17 protein-coding genes are annotated in these 19,394 nt (G+C 64.4%); 10 read left to right on the forward strand and 7 right to left on the reverse strand.

Annotated elements, in window-relative coordinates; translation table 11 throughout:
* Positions 1-34: 34 nt before the first annotated feature.
* Complete coding sequence (locus tag AC0L3D_RS33550) at positions 35-487, reverse strand: Lrp/AsnC family transcriptional regulator (protein WP_473647239.1); 453 nt, start codon at positions 485-487, stop codon at positions 35-37.
* Between the two features lie 162 nt (positions 488-649).
* Here AC0L3D_RS33550 and putA point away from each other — a divergent pair, with 162 nt between their 5' ends.
* A complete protein-coding gene (gene putA, locus AC0L3D_RS33555; RefSeq protein ID WP_473647240.1) occupies positions 650-4,261 on the forward strand; it encodes a bifunctional proline dehydrogenase/L-glutamate gamma-semialdehyde dehydrogenase PutA in 3,612 nt (1,203 codons plus the stop codon).
* A 371-nt stretch (positions 4,262-4,632) separates the two neighbouring features.
* Here the strand turns inward: putA and hmuQ are convergent, their stop codons facing one another.
* The 4 genes from hmuQ to AC0L3D_RS33575 all read right to left on the reverse strand — a co-directional run bounded on the left by hmuQ (position 4,633) and on the right by AC0L3D_RS33575 (position 8,722).
* Positions 4,633-4,947, reverse strand: coding sequence for a heme-degrading protein HmuQ (hmuQ, locus tag AC0L3D_RS33560; protein WP_473647241.1), 315 nt, complete (start codon positions 4,945-4,947; stop codon positions 4,633-4,635).
* Between the two features lie 64 nt (positions 4,948-5,011).
* Positions 5,012-6,001 (reverse strand): energy transducer TonB family protein, encoded by a 990-nt coding sequence (locus AC0L3D_RS33565; protein WP_473647242.1) that lies wholly within the window; start codon positions 5,999-6,001, stop codon positions 5,012-5,014.
* Between the two features lie 103 nt (positions 6,002-6,104).
* Complete coding sequence (locus AC0L3D_RS33570) at positions 6,105-6,548, reverse strand: hypothetical protein (RefSeq protein WP_473630498.1); 444 nt, start codon at positions 6,546-6,548, stop codon at positions 6,105-6,107.
* A gap of 5 nt (positions 6,549-6,553) precedes the next feature.
* On the reverse strand, positions 6,554-8,722 hold the full coding sequence (locus tag AC0L3D_RS33575; protein WP_473647243.1) for a TonB-dependent hemoglobin/transferrin/lactoferrin family receptor: 2,169 nt from the start codon (positions 8,720-8,722) through the stop codon (positions 6,554-6,556).
* 287 nt (positions 8,723-9,009) lie between these two features.
* Between AC0L3D_RS33575 and hemP the strand changes: the two genes are divergently transcribed.
* The 5 genes from hemP to AC0L3D_RS33600 are packed head-to-tail and all read left to right on the forward strand — an operon-like array spanning position 9,010 to position 13,177.
* The gene (gene hemP / locus AC0L3D_RS33580) at positions 9,010-9,246 is read left to right on the forward strand and encodes a hemin uptake protein HemP (RefSeq protein ID WP_473628937.1); all 237 of its coding nucleotides are present in this window, start codon (positions 9,010-9,012) and stop codon (positions 9,244-9,246) included.
* Positions 9,247-9,257: 11 nt separating this feature from the next.
* Positions 9,258-10,337, forward strand: coding sequence for a hemin-degrading factor (locus AC0L3D_RS33585; protein WP_473628936.1), 1,080 nt, complete (start codon positions 9,258-9,260; stop codon positions 10,335-10,337).
* A 47-nt stretch (positions 10,338-10,384) separates the two neighbouring features.
* Positions 10,385-11,251, forward strand: a complete 867-nt coding sequence (locus AC0L3D_RS33590; protein WP_473628942.1) for a heme/hemin ABC transporter substrate-binding protein — start codon at positions 10,385-10,387, stop codon at positions 11,249-11,251.
* Between the two features lie 11 nt (positions 11,252-11,262).
* A complete protein-coding gene (locus AC0L3D_RS33595; protein WP_473647244.1) occupies positions 11,263-12,363 on the forward strand; it encodes a FecCD family ABC transporter permease in 1,101 nt (366 codons plus the stop codon).
* 25 nt (positions 12,364-12,388) lie between these two features.
* Positions 12,389-13,177: a heme ABC transporter ATP-binding protein gene (locus tag AC0L3D_RS33600; protein WP_473647245.1), complete on the forward strand. Its 789-nt coding sequence runs from the start codon at positions 12,389-12,391 to the stop codon at positions 13,175-13,177.
* A gap of 264 nt (positions 13,178-13,441) precedes the next feature.
* Here the strand turns inward: AC0L3D_RS33600 and rirA are convergent, their stop codons facing one another.
* Positions 13,442-13,903, reverse strand: a complete 462-nt coding sequence (gene rirA / locus AC0L3D_RS33605) for an iron-responsive transcriptional regulator RirA (RefSeq protein WP_091598109.1) — start codon at positions 13,901-13,903, stop codon at positions 13,442-13,444.
* A 199-nt stretch (positions 13,904-14,102) separates the two neighbouring features.
* On the opposite strand from rirA, the gene AC0L3D_RS33610 reads away from it, so the two are divergent.
* From AC0L3D_RS33610 to AC0L3D_RS33620, 3 genes are all read left to right on the forward strand, one after another.
* Entirely contained in the window at positions 14,103-15,398 is a 1,296-nt protein-coding gene (locus AC0L3D_RS33610; protein WP_473647246.1) for a DUF445 domain-containing protein, read from the forward strand.
* Between the two features lie 95 nt (positions 15,399-15,493).
* Complete coding sequence (locus AC0L3D_RS33615; RefSeq protein WP_473494571.1) at positions 15,494-15,922, forward strand: phasin family protein; 429 nt, start codon at positions 15,494-15,496, stop codon at positions 15,920-15,922.
* Between the two features lie 230 nt (positions 15,923-16,152).
* The gene (locus AC0L3D_RS33620; RefSeq protein ID WP_027156157.1) at positions 16,153-16,653 is read left to right on the forward strand and encodes a MaoC family dehydratase; all 501 of its coding nucleotides are present in this window, start codon (positions 16,153-16,155) and stop codon (positions 16,651-16,653) included.
* Between the two features lie 218 nt (positions 16,654-16,871).
* Here AC0L3D_RS33620 and AC0L3D_RS33625 read toward each other — a convergent pair whose 3' ends face one another.
* Entirely contained in the window at positions 16,872-18,275 is a 1,404-nt protein-coding gene (locus AC0L3D_RS33625) for an aminotransferase-like domain-containing protein (RefSeq protein WP_473628931.1), read from the reverse strand.
* A 106-nt stretch (positions 18,276-18,381) separates the two neighbouring features.
* Here AC0L3D_RS33625 and AC0L3D_RS33630 point away from each other — a divergent pair, with 106 nt between their 5' ends.
* Positions 18,382-19,245, forward strand: a complete 864-nt coding sequence (locus tag AC0L3D_RS33630; protein ID WP_473628930.1) for a DMT family transporter — start codon at positions 18,382-18,384, stop codon at positions 19,243-19,245.
* The last annotated feature ends 149 nt before the right edge of the window (positions 19,246-19,394 follow it).

Raw genomic sequence — 19,394 nt, forward strand, 5'->3', positions numbered from 1 at the left:
GCCGGCATCGAAGGTTCTTACCGCACCGCAGCGCCTACCGATCCTTCACCGTCTCCATCGCCACGAAGGTCGAGGTCTGGGCGACGTGGGGCAGGGCGGAGATGCGCTCGCCGAGCACGCGGCGGTAGGCGGCGATGTCGGTGGTGCGGACTTTCAGCAGATAATCGAAGCTCGACGCCATCATGTGGCATTGCTCGATCTCCGGCACCGCCTGCACTGCGCGGTTGAAGGCGTCGAGCGCGGCCGAGCGGGTGTCCGACAGTTTCACCTGGACGAAGGCGACATGGCCTTCGCCCATGCGCTCACGGTCGACGATCGCCTGGTAGCCTCGGATAATGCCGTCCTTTTCCAGCCGCTTGACCCGCGCCTGCACCGGCGTCTTCGACAGGCCGACCTTTGCCGCGAGTTCCGACATCGAAAGCCGGCCGTCTCTGCCCAGCGCCGAAAGGATGTTCCTGTCGATGCGGTCCAATTGGTCTTCTGTCATCAAATATCTGGTCAAATTGGAGGAATTCCGGTTGAATGATAGATCAATCGACCTCTCCTGTCGATTTCTTTGGACCGATCGAAACTACGCTTTGTGTTAGCTTGGGTCATTCGGTCCGGTGACCGCCGGACCGCTCCCTGATGCTCGCTCCACAGGACCGTCATGCCAGCGCTCGAAGCCATCCGCCAGCAGATCCGTGCCAATTACTTGCCTGACGAAGACGAGGCCGTGAAGCGGCTGGCCGAGGCGACAGGGCTTTCGACGAAAGAGCGCAAGGCAATCTCGGCCCGCGCCGCCGATCTGGTGCGGGCGGTGCGCGGCTCGTCCGATCCGCGGCTGATGGAAGTTTTTCTGTCCGCTTACGGCCTGTCCACCAAGGAGGGCGTCGCGCTGATGTGCCTGGCCGAAGCACTGCTGCGGGTGCCGGACACCGAGACGATGGACGACCTCATCGCCGACAAGATCGCGCCGCATGACTGGTCGGCGCATTCGGGCGGCTCGAGCTCGATCTTCGTCAATGCGTCGACCTGGGCGCTGATGCTGACCGGCCGGGTGCTCGACGAAGGCGAGGACGGCGTCGAAGGCACGCTGCGCGCCATGGTGCGCCGGCTGGGCGAGCCGGTCATCCGCAGGGCGGTCGCCGCCGCCATGCGCGAAATGGGCGAGCAGTTCGTGCTCGGCCGCACCATTGCCGAGGCCGTCAAGCGCGGCCGGCCGATGACCCAGAAAGGCTATCTCTATTCCTTCGACATGCTGGGCGAGGCGGCCCGCACCGAGGCCGACGCACTGCGCTATCTCAAGGCCTATGCCGACGCCATCTCGTCGCTCGATGCCGGCGCCAACGGCCCCGACATCCGCCAGAATCACGGCATCTCGGTCAAGCTGTCGGCGCTGCATCCGCGCTACGAGGCGACGCAGAAGGAAAAAATGCTGCCTGTGATGGCCGAGAGGCTTTTGTCGCTGGCGCTGGCGGCGCGCCATTCGCGCATGGGCCTCAACATCGACGCCGAGGAGGCCGACCGCCTCGACCTGTCGCTCGAAATCATCGAGCGGGTGCTGGCCGAGCCGGAACTTGCCGGCTGGAACGGCTTTGGCGTCGTCGTCCAGGCCTACGGTCCGCGCGCCGCCTTCGTCATCGACTGGCTCTATGCGCTGGCGAAGAAGCACGACCGCACCATCATGGTGCGGCTGGTCAAGGGCGCTTATTGGGACACCGAGATCAAGCGGGCGCAGGCGCTCGGGCTCGACGGCTATCCGGTCTTCACCCGCAAGGCCAACACCGACGTCTCCTACCTGGCCTGCGCGAAAAAGCTGCTGTCGATGACCGACCGCATCTATCCGCAATTCGCCACCCACAACGCCCACACCGTCGCCGCCGTCCTGTCGATGGCCGGCGATCGCGACTCCTTCGAGTTCCAGCGCCTGCACGGCATGGGCGAGGCGCTGCATGAGACGGTGCGGCGGGCCGAGAGCACGCGCTGCCGCATCTATGCGCCGGTCGGCGCGCATTCCGACCTGCTTGCCTATCTGGTCCGCCGGCTGCTCGAAAACGGCGCCAACTCCTCCTTCGTCCACCAACTCACCGACGAGGAGGTCGAGCCGGAGGATATTGCTCGCGACCCGCTCGAAACCATCGAGAAACAGGGGCCGGCCGCCAATCCGGCGATTCCCAGCCCGTCGGCGATCTTCGGTGCTGCCCGCCGCAATTCGAAGGGGTTCGACATCACCGATCCGGTGACGCTGGCCGCGATCGACAAGGCCAGGGCTGAATTCGCCGGGCCGGACCGCTGGCACGCCAGGCCGATCACCCGTGCCGCCGGCTACGGCAAACAGCGTCCGGTGGTCAATCCGGCAAAGCCCGACGAGGTGGTCGGCACGGTCAGCGAGGCCACCGCCAAGCAGGTTGCGACCGCCATGCGCATCGCGGTGGAGGCGCAACCGGCTTGGGCGAAGCGCGCCGTCGCCGAGCGCGCCGCCATCCTCAACCGCGCGGCCGACCTCTATGAGGCCAACGCCATCGAATTCTTCGCGCTCGCCACACGCGAGGCCGGCAAATCGCTGGCCGACGGCGTCGCCGAAGTGCGCGAGGCGGTCGATTTCCTGCGCTATTACGCGACGGAGGCGGCCAATGCCGAAACGGGAACCGAGGCGCGCGGCGTGATCGCGTGCATCTCGCCATGGAACTTTCCGCTCGCCATCTTCACCGGCCAGATTGCGGCAGCACTCGTCACCGGCAATTCGGTCATCGCCAAGCCGGCCGAGCAAACGCCGCTGATTGCCTTCCGCGCCGTCGAATTGCTGCGCGAAGCCGGCGTGCCGGAAGACGTCATCCAGCTTCTGCCCGGCGACGGCCCCTCGGTCGGCGGCCCGCTGACCGCCGATCCGCGCATTGCCGGCGTCTGCTTCACCGGCTCGACCGAGGTCGCCAAGCTGATCGAAAAGCAGCTGGCCGAGACTGCCGCGCCCGACGCCATGCTGATCGCCGAGACCGGCGGGTTGAATGCGATGATCGTCGATTCCACTGCGCTGCCCGAGCAGGCGGTGCGCGACATCCTGGCCTCGGCCTTCCAGAGCGCCGGCCAGCGCTGCTCGGCGCTGCGCGTGCTCTACGTGCAGAAGGACGTCGAGAAGAAGATGCTGGACATGCTGAAAGGCGCGATGGAAGCGCTCAGCCTCGGCGATCCCTGGCGGATCTCGACCGATGTCGGGCCGGTCATCGACGAGGAGGCACAAAAATCGATCCGCGACTATTGCACTGAGATGGGCCTGCAGGGCCGGCTGATCGCCAATCTCGAAGCGCCGAAGGATGGCCGCTTCGTGGCGCCGCATGTGTTTCGGGTCAAGGGCATCGAGGACATCGAGCGCGAGGTGTTCGGGCCGGTGCTGCATGTCGCCAGCTTCGACGCCGACGATATCGACGGGGTCATCGCCGCGATCAACCGCAAGGGTTATGGCCTGACCTTCGGCCTGCACACCCGCATCGAAGGCCGCGCCCAGCATTTCGTCGACGGCATCCATGCCGGCAACATCTATGTCAACCGCAACCAGATCGGCGCCGTGGTCGGCTCGCAGCCGTTCGGCGGCGAAGGACTTTCCGGCACCGGACCGAAGGCCGGCGGGCCGCACTATCTCAGGCGGTTCCGCAAGGGGCCGCAGGCGGGCACGCCTGTTCTTGACGGCCGCAAGGTGACGGCGACCGAACTTGCCGACAATCTGCCGGACCCGACGCTTGGCGGCTGGTCGACGCGGGCGGACCGCGTTGCCGTGCTGAGGAAGCATTTGCGCGGCAAGGGTGCCGCGGCCATCGGTGCTGCCGCACGCATCGATTTCGGCCAGGTCGATTTGCCCGGGCCGACCGGCGAGGCCAACACGCTGTCGCTGTCGCCGCGCGGCCGCGTGCTCTGCCTGGGACCGGACGCCGACACGCTGCTTGCCCAGACCATCCAGGCGCTCGCCGCCGGCAATGCGGTGCTGGCCGTCGCGCCGGGTGCGCCGGCAGCACTGTCATCACTGACCGGCAAGGGCCTGCCGCTGGCGGCCATCGACGGCCGGCCTGACCCGGTCGAGGCACGCGCGCTGCGTGTCGACGTCGTTGCCTTTTCCGGCACGCCCGAGGCCGCTCGCATCGTGCGCAAGGTGATCGCCGATCGCGCCGGCCCGATCGTGCCGCTGGTCAGCGAAATGCTCAACCCGGCCGCCTATGCGCATGAGCGCGCCGTCTGCGTCGACACTACGGCCGCCGGCGGCAACGCCAGCCTGCTGGCCGCGGCGTAAGGGTCGGCCGGGGCTTTCCTGCGTTCCCACGATTGGCGAAGGCCGAGATGACGGCCGATCTCCCCCCTCGTGGGGGAGATGTCCGGCAGGACAGAGGGGGGCGTGAAGGATCGCCGGCTTTGCTTTTTTCTGCCCGCCATGCGCCGAAGGTTGCGGTCTGAAATTGATCGACTTGTGCGCGTCAAGTTCTGCGAAAAGAGTGATGGTAGGAGCAGGCATGCCTTTGATCAGCAGGCCGGCGGGACAGCGCCCCCCTCTGCCCTGCCGGGCATCTCCCCCACAAGGGGGGAGATTGGCAGCTTCGCCGACGGCGCCCTATTCGTCAGGCGCCGATCGGCAAAAGCCCAAGGGAGCCATGGGTCGGAGACTACTCACGCGCCCTCGACGACCGAAAAGCCCTCGAACTGCGGATGGCCGAGATAGTGCACCTTGGTGGAGCCGGCGTTGCGGTGCGCGGCGCGGAAGTTCTCGGATTTGGTCCAGGCGACGAAATCCTCATGGCTCGCCCACACGGTGTGCGAGGCAAACAGCGTGTAGCCTTCGGCCTCGTTGACCGGACCGCGCAGCAGATGAAATTGCCTGAACCCTTTCATCTCCGAAAGGCTTGAATCACGGTTCTTCCAAACGTCCTCGAAGGCCTCCTCGGAGCCGTTCTGGACCTTGAAGCGGTTCATGGCGATGTACATTGGCGATCCTTTCGCGATTGGTGAATTGTGATGGTGGTGCCCTGAAACGATGAGGCGCAGGCTGTTAAAATGGACCAATCCGCGCTTTAAACACCCAGCTTGACTTGCCGGTTTCGGTTGGAATGGGAGGGAAAGGCGCTTGCTTGCGCACCAGTGTCAAAGCGAATTGATCAAGCTCCGCAGAACCTGAGCTTTCGGCTAGCTGTATGTCGCTGATGCTGCCGTCGGCCATGACAACGAAAACGACCCTGGCATTGTTGCGAGCGCTCGCCTGTATCGCTTTCGAAACATGACGGTTGGCGCGGGCAAGCTTCTTCTGGACTTCACCGCTGTAGCCGGATTCGATCGCATTGCCTGCCGCTGCCTGCTCATTGCCCTTGCTGGAAGCCACCGCGTCGCGTTCCTCGCCATCGGCGGCGCCGCGGGCCTCGTTGGTTTCGCCGGCTCCGACAGGACCTGATGTCGGGCTCGGCCTTGGCGTCGGGATCGGCGGCTGTCCGACATCGGCAGGAGGCACCTCGGCGCTTTGCGCCGGAGCAGCCGGCTCTGCCGGCGTTTCGATCTTCGGAGCCACGCGCTGCTCGTCCAGCCGCGGGCTGTCGGCCATCATGTCTGGCGCGGCAGTGGGTTGCTCGACAATCTGCGGCAAGGGCGCGGGCGGCTGCGTGGCCATTTCCCTGATCGGCCGGTCACCGGTGGGCCGGTCGGCAGGCGGCTCTGGCTTGAGCTGGGGCTTGACCTCAGGCTTGGCCGGCCGCGGGTCGGGCACCAGGGTGACGTTCATCGCGCCCGGCACCTTACCATTCAAGTCGCTGCCGACCACGTCGGCGCCGGTTCGATCGGCGCCTTCCATCTCGATTGCGTCCCCGGCATCAAACCTGCCGGCAGGTGCGATGAGAAAAGCGGCCGCCACCGCCGCATGAAACAGGCAGGAGGCGACGATCGCCGCCGTCCAATTGCGGCTCATGGCTGACGGTCGGGCCGGCGCAAGCGGTCCGGTCGGCGCAAGCGCCAGTTCGCCATCGGCGTCGGGGAGGGGACTGATGTTCTGCATGGCTCGCGGCGAGACCTGCCGCAACCGGCGCGGACTTGTCAAATCAACATCATTTGCCCTGGCGGCAACAGGCCGGCTTCGTACCCGCTTCCAGTCTGCCTTCTCAGACCCCGAAGGCGATGCCGGTCTTGGTCTCGGTCTTCAGTCCGCGCATGCAAGCGTCCGGCTTGATGCCGGTGCCGGCGCATTCGGTCGAGCTGTTGATCAGCACGCGGCTGACCTTGGCGCAGTCGGCGCCGGCAAGATCGAAACGCGTCACCTTGGTCTTGCCCGCCGGCAGGTCCTTGAAGTCGAGCACCGTCAGCCGGTCGACGACGCCGGCCTCGTTGAACAGCGCGATCTCGAACGCTGCCTTCGAGAGGTCGGCGCCGAGCGTGTTGTTGACCACGAACGTCAGACGGCAGCCTTTTTCGGAGGCCTGCGCGCCATTAAGCTCAAGCGTGAGAGCAGGGGCCGGCGCAGCCTGTTGCGCCCACGCCGGACCCATCGCAAGCGGCATGGCCAGCACCGAGGTCAGCAGGCGAAGCGATGCCGTCAAGCTTGTCATTGTCGTCAGCCTCCAAATCGCATTGTCGCCGCCAGCTTCAGCGTGACGCCAGGCTCGTAAACTACAACAGTGGCGGGTGCATTCAACGGGTTGGTGTATTTGACGCCGAACAAATTGTCAGCGCGAAAATCGACCTTGAGATTGTCGGTCGCCTGGTAGCTGGCGAAGACGTTGACCAGCGTGTAGTCCCTGGCCACCGGATTGCCCTTCGGCCTGCCATTATACTGCACCTCGCCGCCGACGGTCAGCTTGTCCTCCAGAAAGCGGAAGCCGAGTTGCCCGGTGACCTGCGAAGAGGGGACGGTGACAAGGTCTGCCCGCTCGCCGTCGTAGGAGATGGTGTGGCCATCGATGATCGACGCGGAAAGCCCGGCGAAACCCCAGCCGGCGTCATAGACGGCTTCCATTTCAAAGCCGCGGATCCTGGCTTCTGCAAAGTTCTGGTACTGGAAGCAGATCGGGATGCCGGGGCCGAACGGGCAGCCGCTGGTCGGGTCGAAGGCCGACAGGGTGACGCCTTTGATGTAGTCGTCGACATCGTTGTTGAAGTAGGCCGCCTTGAAACGAAACGCGTCGCCGGCCTCGACGATGTCGTCGTGCTTGTAGTTGACACCGAATTCGACGGTCTTGCCGGTTTCAGGCTTCAGATCGGGATTGGGGAGGAAGGGAAAGCTGACGCCTGCCGGATGATTGCCGCTGATGAGGGTTTCCGACAGCGACGGGGAGCGATATCCCTCGGCATAGGTGCCGTAGAATTGCAGTCCCGCAAGGCTGGCGGTTTCGAACGGCGAGACGCCGACGGTGATGCGCGGCGACAGCCGGTCGCCGGAGGTTTCGCCGACATCGCTTTCGAGCTTGTAGCTGTCGTAACGCAGCCCGGCGATGATTTCGAGCCAGTCCCAGGTGAGCTTGTCCTGGATGTAGGCGCCGGAAACGTTTCGCTTGCCCGAAGGGGTATAGAAACTGGCGCCGCCTGCGGCGCCACCCGTCTCGACATCGTCGCCAACCCAGTCGCCGCCATAGGTCAGTTCGTGCGCAATGCCGGCGGTCTCGAACCGCGAGGTGTTCCAGATGTCGATGCCCGAAGTTCCGACATCGAAAGTCGACATCGAGCCCGCCGGCAGGACGATGGGAAGACCGGTGACCGGATCAAAGCGGTTTTGCGCAACCAGGCTCGTCATCTCCATGTTGGTCTTGTTGTAGGAGGCGTTGACGTGGAGATCGAGCCAGCTCTTGTCCTCATCGGTGATGTTGTAGCGCGCCGTGAAGGTATTCGCCTCGAGGTCGACGTCATTCACCGGCGTGCCGCCGCTGACCTCGTTCCAGCCGTCGCTCGTGCCATTCCAGCCCAGCTTCAGTTCGCTGTTTTCGCTGGGGCGGATGGTTGTCTTCAAAAGGCCGCTCAAGACGTCGAAGCCGGTGCCGTCGACCGTATCGCCGCCGCCATCCTTGTAGTCGTCATAGTCGCGATAGACGATGTTGCCGAGGACATCCCAGTTTTCGTTGAAACGGTAGGCGCCGGCAGCGCTGGTCGTCCAGCCTTCGCCGTTGCTCTCATAGCGCCCGGTCGCGGACGCCGCCCATGTCTCGCCGTCGCGAAGATAGTCGTCCGCGTCCTTGGTCTCGAACAGGACGACGCCGCCAATGGCGCCCGAGCCATAGGTGTTGGCGACCGGGCCGCGAATGACGTCGACGGATTTGATGAGTTCCGGGTCGATATAGAAGGTCGATTGCGGGCCGTGGTCGGAGCGCTGGAAATTCTGCCGCGCACCGTCGACGATGACCGCGACGCGGCCGAAATCCTGCAAGCCACGGATGTTGATGCTGGAGGAGACGCGCCTTGCGTCGGCCTGGACCGCTACACCCGGCACACCCAACAGCATGTCGTTGGGCGTCGTCGCCATGCGGCGTTGCAATTGCTCCTGATCGACATGGCTGACCGAAGCCAGGGAATCGATCGCCGTCTCGCCGGTGCGGCTGACGACCAGGATCTGGTCGAGCAGCGTTGCGCCTGCCGCGGCCGGCTGTTCAGGCGTCTGCGCCTGTTCGGCCTGCTGCTGATCTGTTGCAGTTTGGGCGGCCTGTTGGGCATTGGCCGACTGAGCATGGGCCGACGGGGTGAGCAGCGCGATCGCCGCAGCACCCGCCAGCAATGCTGCCGTGCCCTTTGCCATCGATCGATGCGCCGGACCTCTATGCCCCGGATCTGGGCTGCTATTCGCCAGACCCAGCCGTCCCCAATTCCCCAACCCCATGCCCCAACTCCAAAAATCCTGGTTCGATGCTGGCCGGCTTGATGCGCCGGCATTTTTCGTTGTGTCCGGCTTCTTAAATCTTGACTCATCTAGTCCGGTATTGCACTGACTAGTAAACATGAGTGTTAAAGTCAAGAAATGAATCGGCATTTCACGCAGCGCCGCGCCAGCCGACCAGGCCCGGCTCGAGAAAGGGATCGAACCAGATGAACACGCACAATCCCAAAGACTTTCGGCCCAATGACTTTCGGTCCAGTGACTTTCGCGATCGCGTTCGCCGTTCCGACGACAATTCGGCTCGTTTCGATCGGGTGCCGTTGACGGTGAGGACCCTGTCCAGCAACGCGCTGTTCCAGGGCGAGCACGAGATCGGTATCGAGCATCACGGAGCGCTCTACCGGCTAAAAATCACCCGCCAGGGCAAGCTCATCCTCAACAAGTAGGTAATAAAAATATGGACCAGCGCGTAAGGCCCGCGCCGCACGAGATCCGGCGGGCGCGGGCAGACAATCCGAAGACGCGCGAGCGCGATCTCGCCGCCCAGCTTGGCATTTCGGAGGCCGAGCTGGTCGCCGCGCATTGCGGCGACGGCGTCCTCCGCGTCGAGCCGCGCGTCAACGATCTTTTGACCGGCCTCGAGGCCGTCGGCGAGGTCATGGCGCTGACGCGCAATGAAAGCGCCGTGCACGAGAAGATCGGCGTCTACGACAAGGTCGTGACCGGCAACCACAATGCCATGGTGCTCGGCGAGAACATCGACCTGCGCATCTTCCCGAAAGCCTGGGCGCACGGCTTTGCCGTCGAAAAGCGCGACGGCGGCGATATCAGGCGCAGCCTGCAGTTCTTCGATGCGGCAGGCGAGGCGGTGCACAAGGTGCATCTGCGGCCAGCGTCCAACCTCTATGCCTATCAGAAGCTGGTGGCTGAGTTGGAATCGCCGAACCAGGAGTCGAGTGTCGCGATTTCAGAGGAAGGGTCGATTTCAGAAGCCGGGCCTGAAAGCAAGGCCGAGGCTTCCGCCGCTTCCGCTGATGTCGACGATCTGCGCGACCGCTGGAGCCGGCTGACCGACGTGCATCAGTTCTTCGGCATGCTGAAGACGCTGAAGCTCGACCGCCGCCAGGCGCTGCGCATGGTTGGCCAGGATTATGCCTGGCTGCTCGACAACGATTCCGTCAGCGCCATGTTCCATCATGCCGCCGAGGGCGAGATGCCGATCATGTGCTTTGTCGGCAATCGCGGCTGCATCCAGATCCATTCGGGCCCCATCAAGTCGATCAAGCCGATGGGGCCGTGGATCAACGTGCTGGACGAGACCTTCCACCTGCATCTGCGGACCGACCACATCCAAGAGGTCTGGGCTGTGCGCAAGCCGACCAAGGATGGCCATGTCACGTCTCTCGAGGCCTATGGCGCCGACGGCAAGATGATCATCCAGTTCTTCGGCAAGCGCCACGAAGGCGAAAGCGAGCGCGAGGACTGGCGGTTTCTGACAGAGAACCTGCCGCGCATTCCAAGCCCGACCGCAGCCTGAGGACAACCACAATGGCTGCTTTGCTTGAACGGGCGCGTGTTTTTGGAATGGCGCTTGGGGCCACGATGTGCCTTTGCATGGCCTTCGCGCTGCCGGCCCGCGCTGCCGAAGGCACGGAGGTTTTTGCGGACCCGTCGAAGATAGCGGCCATTGGCGGTTCGATCACCGAGATCGTCTTTGCCCTCGGCGAGCAGGACCGGCTGGTCGCTCGCGATTCGACCAGCCGATATCCCGAGGCGGCGCTCAAGCTGCCTGACGTCGGCTACATGCGCCAGCTGTCGCCGGAAGGCGTGCTGTCGGTCAATCCGTCGGGCATCCTGGCACTGCACGGCAGCGGGCCGAAGGAAACCGTCGATGTGCTGAAGAAGACGAGCATCCCGTTCATCGAGGTGCCCGAGCACTACGACCACGAAGGCATTCTCGAGAAGATCCGCATCGTCGGCAAGGCGCTTGGCGCCGACACCAAGGCCGATGCGCTGGCAGCCGAGATCGATGCCAAGCTGAAGGCCGCCGAAAAGCAGACCGCTTCGATCAAGGACCGCAAACGCGTCCTGTTCGTGCTGTCGATGCAGGGCGGCAAGATCCTCGCTTCCGGCAGCAACAGCGCCGCCGACGGCATCATCAAGCTTTCGGGCGGTGTCAACGCGGTCGACGGCTTCACCGGCTACAAGCAACTGTCCGACGAGGCTGTCATCAACGCCAGGCCCGACGTGATCCTGATGATGAACAACGCCGGTCCCGGCGTATCGGACGACGAATTGTTCGCGAACCCGTCCATTTTGTCGACTCCAGCGGGTGCGGCGCGCAAGGTGGTCCGCATGGATGGCGGTTATCTGCTCGGCTTCGGGCCGCGCACCGCCGACGTCATCCGCGACCTTGCCGCCTCGCTCTACGGCGGGCAGGCCGCGGACTGATCGGGCGCCCGATGGTGGATCAATCGATCGCTGGTTCGAGCACTATGGCGACAGCATCCGACGGCGACCGCTCGGGGCGCGCGCGCATCGCCATCCTGGCTTTGTGCCTCGGACTTGCCGTTGCCGTGCTGTTTTCGCTGACATCAGGCGCATCCGATGCCTCGGCCGTCAGCGTCGTCGGCGACTGGCTGTTGGGTGCAGCACCCGCCAACGAGGCGCTGAGCGCGCGCGACCGCCTGATCGTCTACGACATCCGCCTGCCGCGCGTCACGCTCGGTGTGCTGATCGGCGCAGCGCTGGCCGTCTCCGGCGCGGTGATGCAAGGGCTGTTCCGCAACCCGCTGGCAGACCCCGGTCTCATCGGCGTTTCGGCCGGAGCGAGCCTCGGCGCGGTGTCCGTCATCGTGCTTGGCGCCACAGTGCTGGCGCCGATAACTTCGATGCTGGGCACACTCGCTCTGCCGCTGGCGGCGTTCTGCGGCGGGCTGGCGACGACATTGGTGCTTTATCAGGTGGCCACCCGGCGCGGCCAAACCTCGGTCGCCACCATGCTTCTTGCCGGCATCGCGCTGGCGGCCCTTGCCATGGCGCTGACTGGTATCCTGATCTTCATGGCCGACGACCGGCAGTTGCGCGACCTGACTTTTTGGCAGCTCGGCTCGCTCGCCGGCGCGACCTGGCAGAAAATCGGCTCCGTTGGGCCGGTGATCGTGCTGGCGTTGGCGGCGATGCCGTTCCTGGCGCGCGGCCTCAACGCGCTGGCGCTGGGCGAAGCCACCGCCGGCCATCTCGGCATTCCGGTTCAGCGGCTGAAATACACGGCCATCATCGGCGTCTCGGCGGCGGTCGGGGCGTCTGTCGCCGTCAGCGGCGGCATCGGCTTTGTCGGCATCGTCGTGCCGCATCTGCTGCGCCTGGCCATCGGCCCGGACAATCGTTATCTGCTGCCGGCCTCGGCCCTGCTTGGCGCCTGCCTGCTGCTGCTGGCCGATGCCGTCGCCCGCACCATCGTGGCGCCGGCGGAGCTGCCGATCGGCATCGTCACCGCGATCGCCGGCGCCCCGTTCTTCCTCTGGATCCTGCTGCGCAAGCGTGGGGTTATCGACCTATGAGAGGGGGGCCTGTGAGAGGGTTTTCATGATAGAAGCGCGGGATGTCTCGGTGGCGATCGGCGGCAAGGGCATCGTCGCCAATGTCGATTTCGAGATGCGGCCCGGTGAGATCGCGGCCATCGTCGGTCCCAACGGTTCGGGCAAGACGACCTTCCTGAGGGCGCTGTCCGGCGATCTTGCCTATTCGGGAGAGGTCACCATCAACGGTCGCGACCTGTCGGTGATGAAGCCGGTCGAGGCCGCCATGCTGCGCGCCGTGCTGCCGCAGGCGACGACGCTGTCGTCTCCGTTCACGGTGCGCGAGATCGTTAGGCTTGGCCTGCTCGGCGGGCGCTCGGGCGCGCTGCCCGGCGAGGACGAGCGCCTGCCCGAACGGGCGCTGTCGCGCGTCGATCTCGACGGCTTTGCCGGCCGTTTCTACCAGGAGCTTTCGGGCGGCGAGCAGCAGCGCGTGCAGTTGGCCCGTGTGCTCTGCCAGGTCTGGGCGCCGGTCCTCGACGGCAAACCGCGCTATCTCTTCCTCGACGAGCCGGTTTCCAGCCTCGACATCAAGCACCAATTGATCATCATGAACATCGCCCGCGATTTCGCCAGGCGGGGCGGCGGCGTTGTCGCGATCCTGCATGACCTCAACTTGACGGCGATGTATGCCGACCGGATCTTCGTCATGCACCGCGGCAGGCTTGCCGCCACCGGCTCACCGCAGGACGTGCTCAGCGACGATCTGATCGAAAAAGTATTCGATTGCCGGCTGCGGGTCGGCGTGCTGCCGGCCGGAGACATGCCGTTCGTCCTGCCGCAGTCAGCGGCGTAAGGCTGGTCTGATGGTCAGCCGGGCTGCAACCAACGCGTTCCAACTTGCAAGGGTCGGCGCTGCCCCTCATCGCCCTGCCGGGCACTTCTCCCCGTATAGTGACGGGGAGAAGGGGCTGGCCGCAGCCTCGGCGGCCATCTTGCAACGATGGAGAATGACGAAATCGTCGATGAAGGCATCCTCTCCCCGTCACTATACGGGGAGAGGATGCCGGCAGGCAGGTGAGGGGCAGCGCAAGCGCTGTCGGCTATGGCTCGACCCGACTCAAGCGGCCGGCGCCCTTTGCACCAGCATGTCGATGCCGAGCAGGTGGCGCACATTCGGGCGCGCTGCCACCATGTCGGCGATCGTATAGCGCTCGAGCACGGCGAAGAAGGCGTTGAGCGCCTCGCGCAGCGACGAATTCAGTGCGCAACTGTCGACCAGCGGACATTCGGCGGCGTCGTTCTCGAAGCATTCGGCCATGGCGAAGCTCTCTTCGGTCACGCGCACGACGTCGAATAGGGTGATCGATTCGGCCGGCCGGCCGAGCCTGACGCCGCCGTTCCTGCCGCGCACCGTCTCGACCAGACCATGCTCGACCAAAGGCTGCAGGATCTTGAAGAGAAAGAGCTCGGATACCGAGTAGGCGGCAGCGATCTCCGGGATACGGCTCAGCCGGTCGGTATTCGCGGCGCAATACATCAGAATGCGCATGGCGTAGTTGGTCTGGCGTGTCAGCCGCATAGTGTCCTCACGAAGCAATAGCTCAACCCCTAATATGGCCTATACCTTGGAATAATTCCAGACAAGCACCGCATGATAGTTGAATATTTTCATCATGTTTATGTGGGCGGTCGTGCAAACCACGACCCTGATATGGCGCGCATTCGGGTGGGCGGATCACTAAGTTAAGTCCGCGACATCGACCAGGAGCAGTTCATCCATGTCACAATCAGCACCGGCTTTGGCATCCGCCCGGTTCGATGCCGACGCGGAGGCCAAGCTTTCGGCGCTTCGGCGCACAAAATTCGTCGCCACCGCAGCGCTCACGCTCTGCGTCCTCATCTTTGCGGTGGCCAAGTCGTTCGAGGGCCACTATCCGTGGCTGGGTTTCGTCGCCGCTTTCGCCGAGGCGGCGACGATCGGCGGGCTGGCCGACTGGTATGCGGTGGTGGCGCTGTTCAGGCGACCGCTCGGCCTGCCGATCCCGCACACCGCGATCATCCCGGAGAACCAGAACCGCATCGCCGATAATCTCGGCCGCTTCATCGAGGTGAATTTCCTGGCGCCCGAGCCGGTGCGCGAAAAGCTTGCCGAGGTCGATTTTTCCGCGCTCGTTGCCGACTGGCTTGCCGACCCCAACCGCGCCGCCGATCTGTCGCATTTCGTCGGCCGGCTGGTGCCGCAGACACTGGCGGCGATCGAGCAATCCGGCCTGCGCGGCTTCGTCAGCAGCCGCATGCTGGAGCAGATCGAAAAGGTGCCGCTGGCGCCGCTCGCCGCCGAGTTGCTGTCGGCCCTGACCGATGATCGCCGCCACCAAAGACTGTTCGACGAATTCACCAAGGTGGTCGGCCGCTTCCTGAGCGACGAGCAGGCGCTGGCGACGATGCGCGAGAAGATCCGCGAGGAGCTGCCGTCGCTGTTCAACCTGTTTCGCGCCGACGCCTATCTGCTGAAGAAGATCGTCGCCTCGGCCGGTTCGCTGCTCGACGAGGTGCGGGCCGATCCCGACCACCCGATGCGCGCCGAATTCGACCGTTTTGTCCTGAGCTTCGTCGAGCGGCTGAGGACATCCAAGCAATACGCCAAGCGCGCCGAGAAACTGAAGCGCGATTTCCTCGCCCGGCCGGAGCTGAAGGCGCTGGCCGGCGACATGTGGGAAAGCCTCAGTGTGTTCATCGAGCAGGACGCCAAGGCGCCGAATTCGATGATCCGCGCCCATCTCGCCAGCATGTTCGTCGAGGTCGGCCGCCATCTTGCCGGCGACGCCCAGATCAGGGCCGACATGAACCAGGGGTTTATCGTTGCGCTGTCGTCGTTCGTCGAAAGCCAGAAGAGCGGCGTCTCGAAATTCATCGCCGATCAGGTCAAGCGCTGGGACCTTGCGCAACTGACCAGGCTGATCGAAATGAACATCGGCAGGGACCTGCAATATATCCGCTTCAACGGCATGGTCATCGGCGGCCTGGCCGGCGTCGTGCTCCACACTTTGGAACGGCTGTTCCTCGTCGGCTGAGGCGCGATGTGTGCGCGGCCGAATGGACCGCGAAGCTCCGCTGGTCTATTGTTTCTCTTCAGCTGCCGAATTCGCAGCAACAGAGGAAAACCACCATGGCAAAGCGACCGGAATCCGACACCTTCATCGACATGTTCGGCAGGTTCGGCCGCGACCTGAAGCTGCCGAACGTCGATGTAGAGGCGATCCTCAGCCATCATCGCAAGAACCTCGAGGCACTCGAAAAGTCGGCCAGGGCAAGTGCTGCCGGAGCGTCGTCGATGCTCTCCAGGCAACGCGAGATGCTGCAGGACACGCTGCACGAGATCGCCGACATGGCACAGGACTACAGGGCGCCGGGCGATCCTCGGGAGCTGATGGCCAAGCAAACGGCGTTCGCCAGGAAATCCTTCGAAACCGCATTGAAGAATGCCGGCGAGGTGGCCGAGCTGGCCAGGAAATCCGGCACCGAATCGGTCGAGATCCTGCGCGAGCGCATCAAGGAGGCGATGGAGGAAATCCGCAGCGGCTACGACAAGAAGTAGGCTGTTTCCCAAGCCGCTGGACTTTTCTGTCGTCATCCCGGCTGGCGAAAGCCTTGGTGTTGGTCCCGCCGAGGCGCACAAAGTTCCTTTTGCTCGATAATCCTGTTGCCAGCTCTACACCGGCACTGGCGCGATCCGGCCGAGGATATCGCGGCGGAACACACCGAGCGAATTGACAGAGGCGGCCGGTTCGTGGTCCGGAGGCAGGGCAAGCGATCGGGAAAGCAGGAATGACGCAAATACGGCTGAGGCCGCCGCCGACCTACGAACAGCTCAGGACGATGACAGGGCAGGAGCTTGGCGTGTCGGACTGGACGACGGTCGACCAGAGCCGCATCGACCAGTTCGCCGAATGCACCGGCGACCGCCAATGGATCCATGTCGATCCAGAGCGGGCGAAGCGGCAGAGCCCGTTCCGCGCCACCATCGCGCACGGCTATCTGACGCTGTCGATCATCGGCGCGCTGGCGCTCGACATGGGCATCGTGCCGGAAAACACGCAAGCCGTCTTCAACTATGGTTTTGACAAGGTGCGGTTCCTGGCGCCGGTCAGGGCCGGCGCACGCATCAGGCTGCGGATCACGCTGTTGTCCATGGAGGACAAGGGCCCCGGCCAGTATCTGATGAAGGCGGCCAACATCGTTGAGATCGAAGGTGAGAAGAAGCCGGCGCTGACCGCCGAAACCCTGGTCATGCTCTATGAGCGGCGGCGCAGGCGGGCAGGGCCGTGAGGAGAGCCAAGCACCATCTTGCCTTCTCCCCTTGTGGGAGAAGGTGGATCGGCGCGCAGCGCCGAGACGGTTGAGGGGTGTTGGCCGGAGTGCTGTTGGTGCCAAGCTGGAACACCCCTCATCCGACCTCGCGGAGCCTGTCCTCGGGCTTGCCGGAGGCAAGACCCGTGGGCGAGGCCACCTTCTCCCACAAGGGGAGAAGGGACAGTGCGGGAAAATCAATGCGACATCGCCTCTTCGAGCGTCCTGAAAATTCTCTCGTCTGCCGACTGCGCGACGTTGAAGCGCAGGAAACGGCTGGCGGTTTGGGACAGGCTGAACGCATTGCCGGGCGCCAGCACGACATTGGCCGACAAGGCGCGGCGGGCTATTTCCGCTGCATCGACGCCTTCCGGCAGTCTGCACCACAAGAACATGCCGGTCGGCTGGTCGATCCACGGCATGATGCCGATCGCCTTCAGGCGGCTGCCTGTCTCAGCCATGGCGCGTGAAAGCCGCGTACGCAGCAAATCGACGTGCTTGCGATAGCTGCCGTCCTTCAGCAGCGTCAGCACCAGTTCGGAGGCAAGCCTGCCGCTGCCGAAGGACGTGGCGATCTTGAGGTCGGTCAGCCCTTCCATCCAGTCGCGCGGAGCCGCGATGAAGCCGCAGCGCACCGACGCCGAAAGCGTCTTGGAGAAGCTGCCGATATGGACCACGCGACCAAGACCGTCGAACGCCGCCAGCCTGGGTGCCGGGGTGTGTTCGAAGTCGGCAAAGATATCGTCTTCGATGATCGTCAGATCCGATTGGTCGGCGAGCTTGAGCAATCGGTGGGCGACGACCGGCGACAGAATTGCACCCGTTGGATTGTGAAGCGCGGAATTGGTGATGTAGAGGCGCGGCCGGTGCTCGACCAGCGCCTGCGCGAACAGCTCGATATCCGGTCCCGACGGCGTATAGGGAACGCCGACCACCTTGGCCCGATGAGCGCGCAACAGGGCATGGAAGTTGAAATAGCAGGGGTCGTCCACCAGCACCGTGTCGCCCGGTTCGAGCAGGAACCGGCACAGGAGGTCGATGGCCTGGGTGCCCGATTCCGTCAGCATGATCTGGTCGGGAGACGCCTCGATGCCGTGCTCTGCCATGCGCCGGGCGAGCAGATGACGCAGCGGCGGCAGCCCGAGCGGAGTGCCGTAATCGGTCAGCGTGACATCATCGCCGCGTGCCATTGTCCGCAGCGCCCGGCGCAATCCGGCCTCCGGCATCCACGCGGCCGGCAGCCAGCCGCAACCGGGTTTGAGCACGCCGTCGCCGGCTTCCAGCGACTGGCGCGAAACCCAGAGCGGATCGACGGCACGGTCAAGCCTGGGGCCGATCTCGGCCAGCGACAAGGGAGCCAACGGTCCGGCGGCATAAAAGCCCGAACCCGGACGCGAGCGGATGATGCCTTCTGCGGCAAGACGCTCATAGGCTTCCACCACTGTGGATTTCGAAACCTGCATGGTTTTCGCGAAAGCCCGGATCGAAGGCAATCGTGTTCCCGGTGTCAGGCTGCGCGCGGCGATCCTGTGCCTGATCGTCGCCATGACGCTTTCGACAAGCGTCCTGCTGCCCACATTTGCCGTCGTCTGCTCGTCCATCCGTACTGCTCAAACTGCCATGACAGTTTCATCAAACTGTACCTCATTGTCTCTGGCGGCGCCATAGGTCCGGCCCGATAGAGGGCGAGAACATCAGGAGCATGCGATGGACAAGACGGCGGGCGGCTGGATCAACGGATTTGTTGGCGTGCTGATTTTCAGCGGATCGCTTCCGGCAACGCGGGTTGCGGTGATGGATTTCGATCCGGCCTTCCTGACCGTCGCCCGCGCTGCCACGGCAGGCATCCTCGGCCTGGCGCTTCTGCTCGTCTTTCGCCAGAAGCGTCCGGAACGGCAGGATCTGTTGTCGCTGGCCATCGTCGCGCTCGGCGTCGTGGTCGGCTTTCCGCTGCTGACCGCGCTGGCGCTCAAGCACGTCACCTCGGCCCATTCCATCATCTTCATCGGCCTGTTGCCGCTGGCGACCGCGATCTTCGGCGTCATTCGCGGCGGCGATCGCCCCAAACCGGCCTTCTGGCTGTTTTCATGTCTTGGCAGCGCCCTGGTTGCCGGATTTGCGGTGACCCAAAGTGTCTCGGCCTCGCCGCTTGGCGACATGCTGATGCTGGCGGCAATCATCGTGTGCGGACTGGGCTATGCGGAAGGCGCCACGCTGTCGCGCAAACTTGGCGGCTGGCAGGTGATCTCATGGGCGCTGGTGGTGTCGCTGCCGGTCATGCTGGCGCTGACGCTCATCACCATGCCACCGTCGCTCGAAAACGTCGGCAAGGCCGCCTGGATCGGCCTGGCCTATGTCTCGCTGTTCAGCATGCTGATTGGTTTCGTGTTCTGGTATCGCGGGCTGGCGCAAGGCGGCATCGCCGCGGTCGGGCAGTTGCAGCTTCTGCAGCCTTTCTTCGGCCTCGGCCTGGCGGCAATGCTGCTGCACGAGCAGGTAAGCCCCGCCATGATCGCCGTCACCGCCGCCGTCGTGCTTTGCGTGGTCGGTGCGAAGAAATATGCGCGGTAGGCGCCGGCCCTTCTTCCTTCTCCCCTTGTGGGAGAAGGTGGATTGGCGCGCAGCGCCAAGACGGAAGAGGGGTGCTGGCCGGAGTGCTGTTGGTGCCAAGCTGGAGCACCCCTCATCCGGCCGCTTCGCGGCCACCTTCTCCCACAAGG

Source organism: Mesorhizobium sp. WSM4837 (assembly GCF_055811435.1).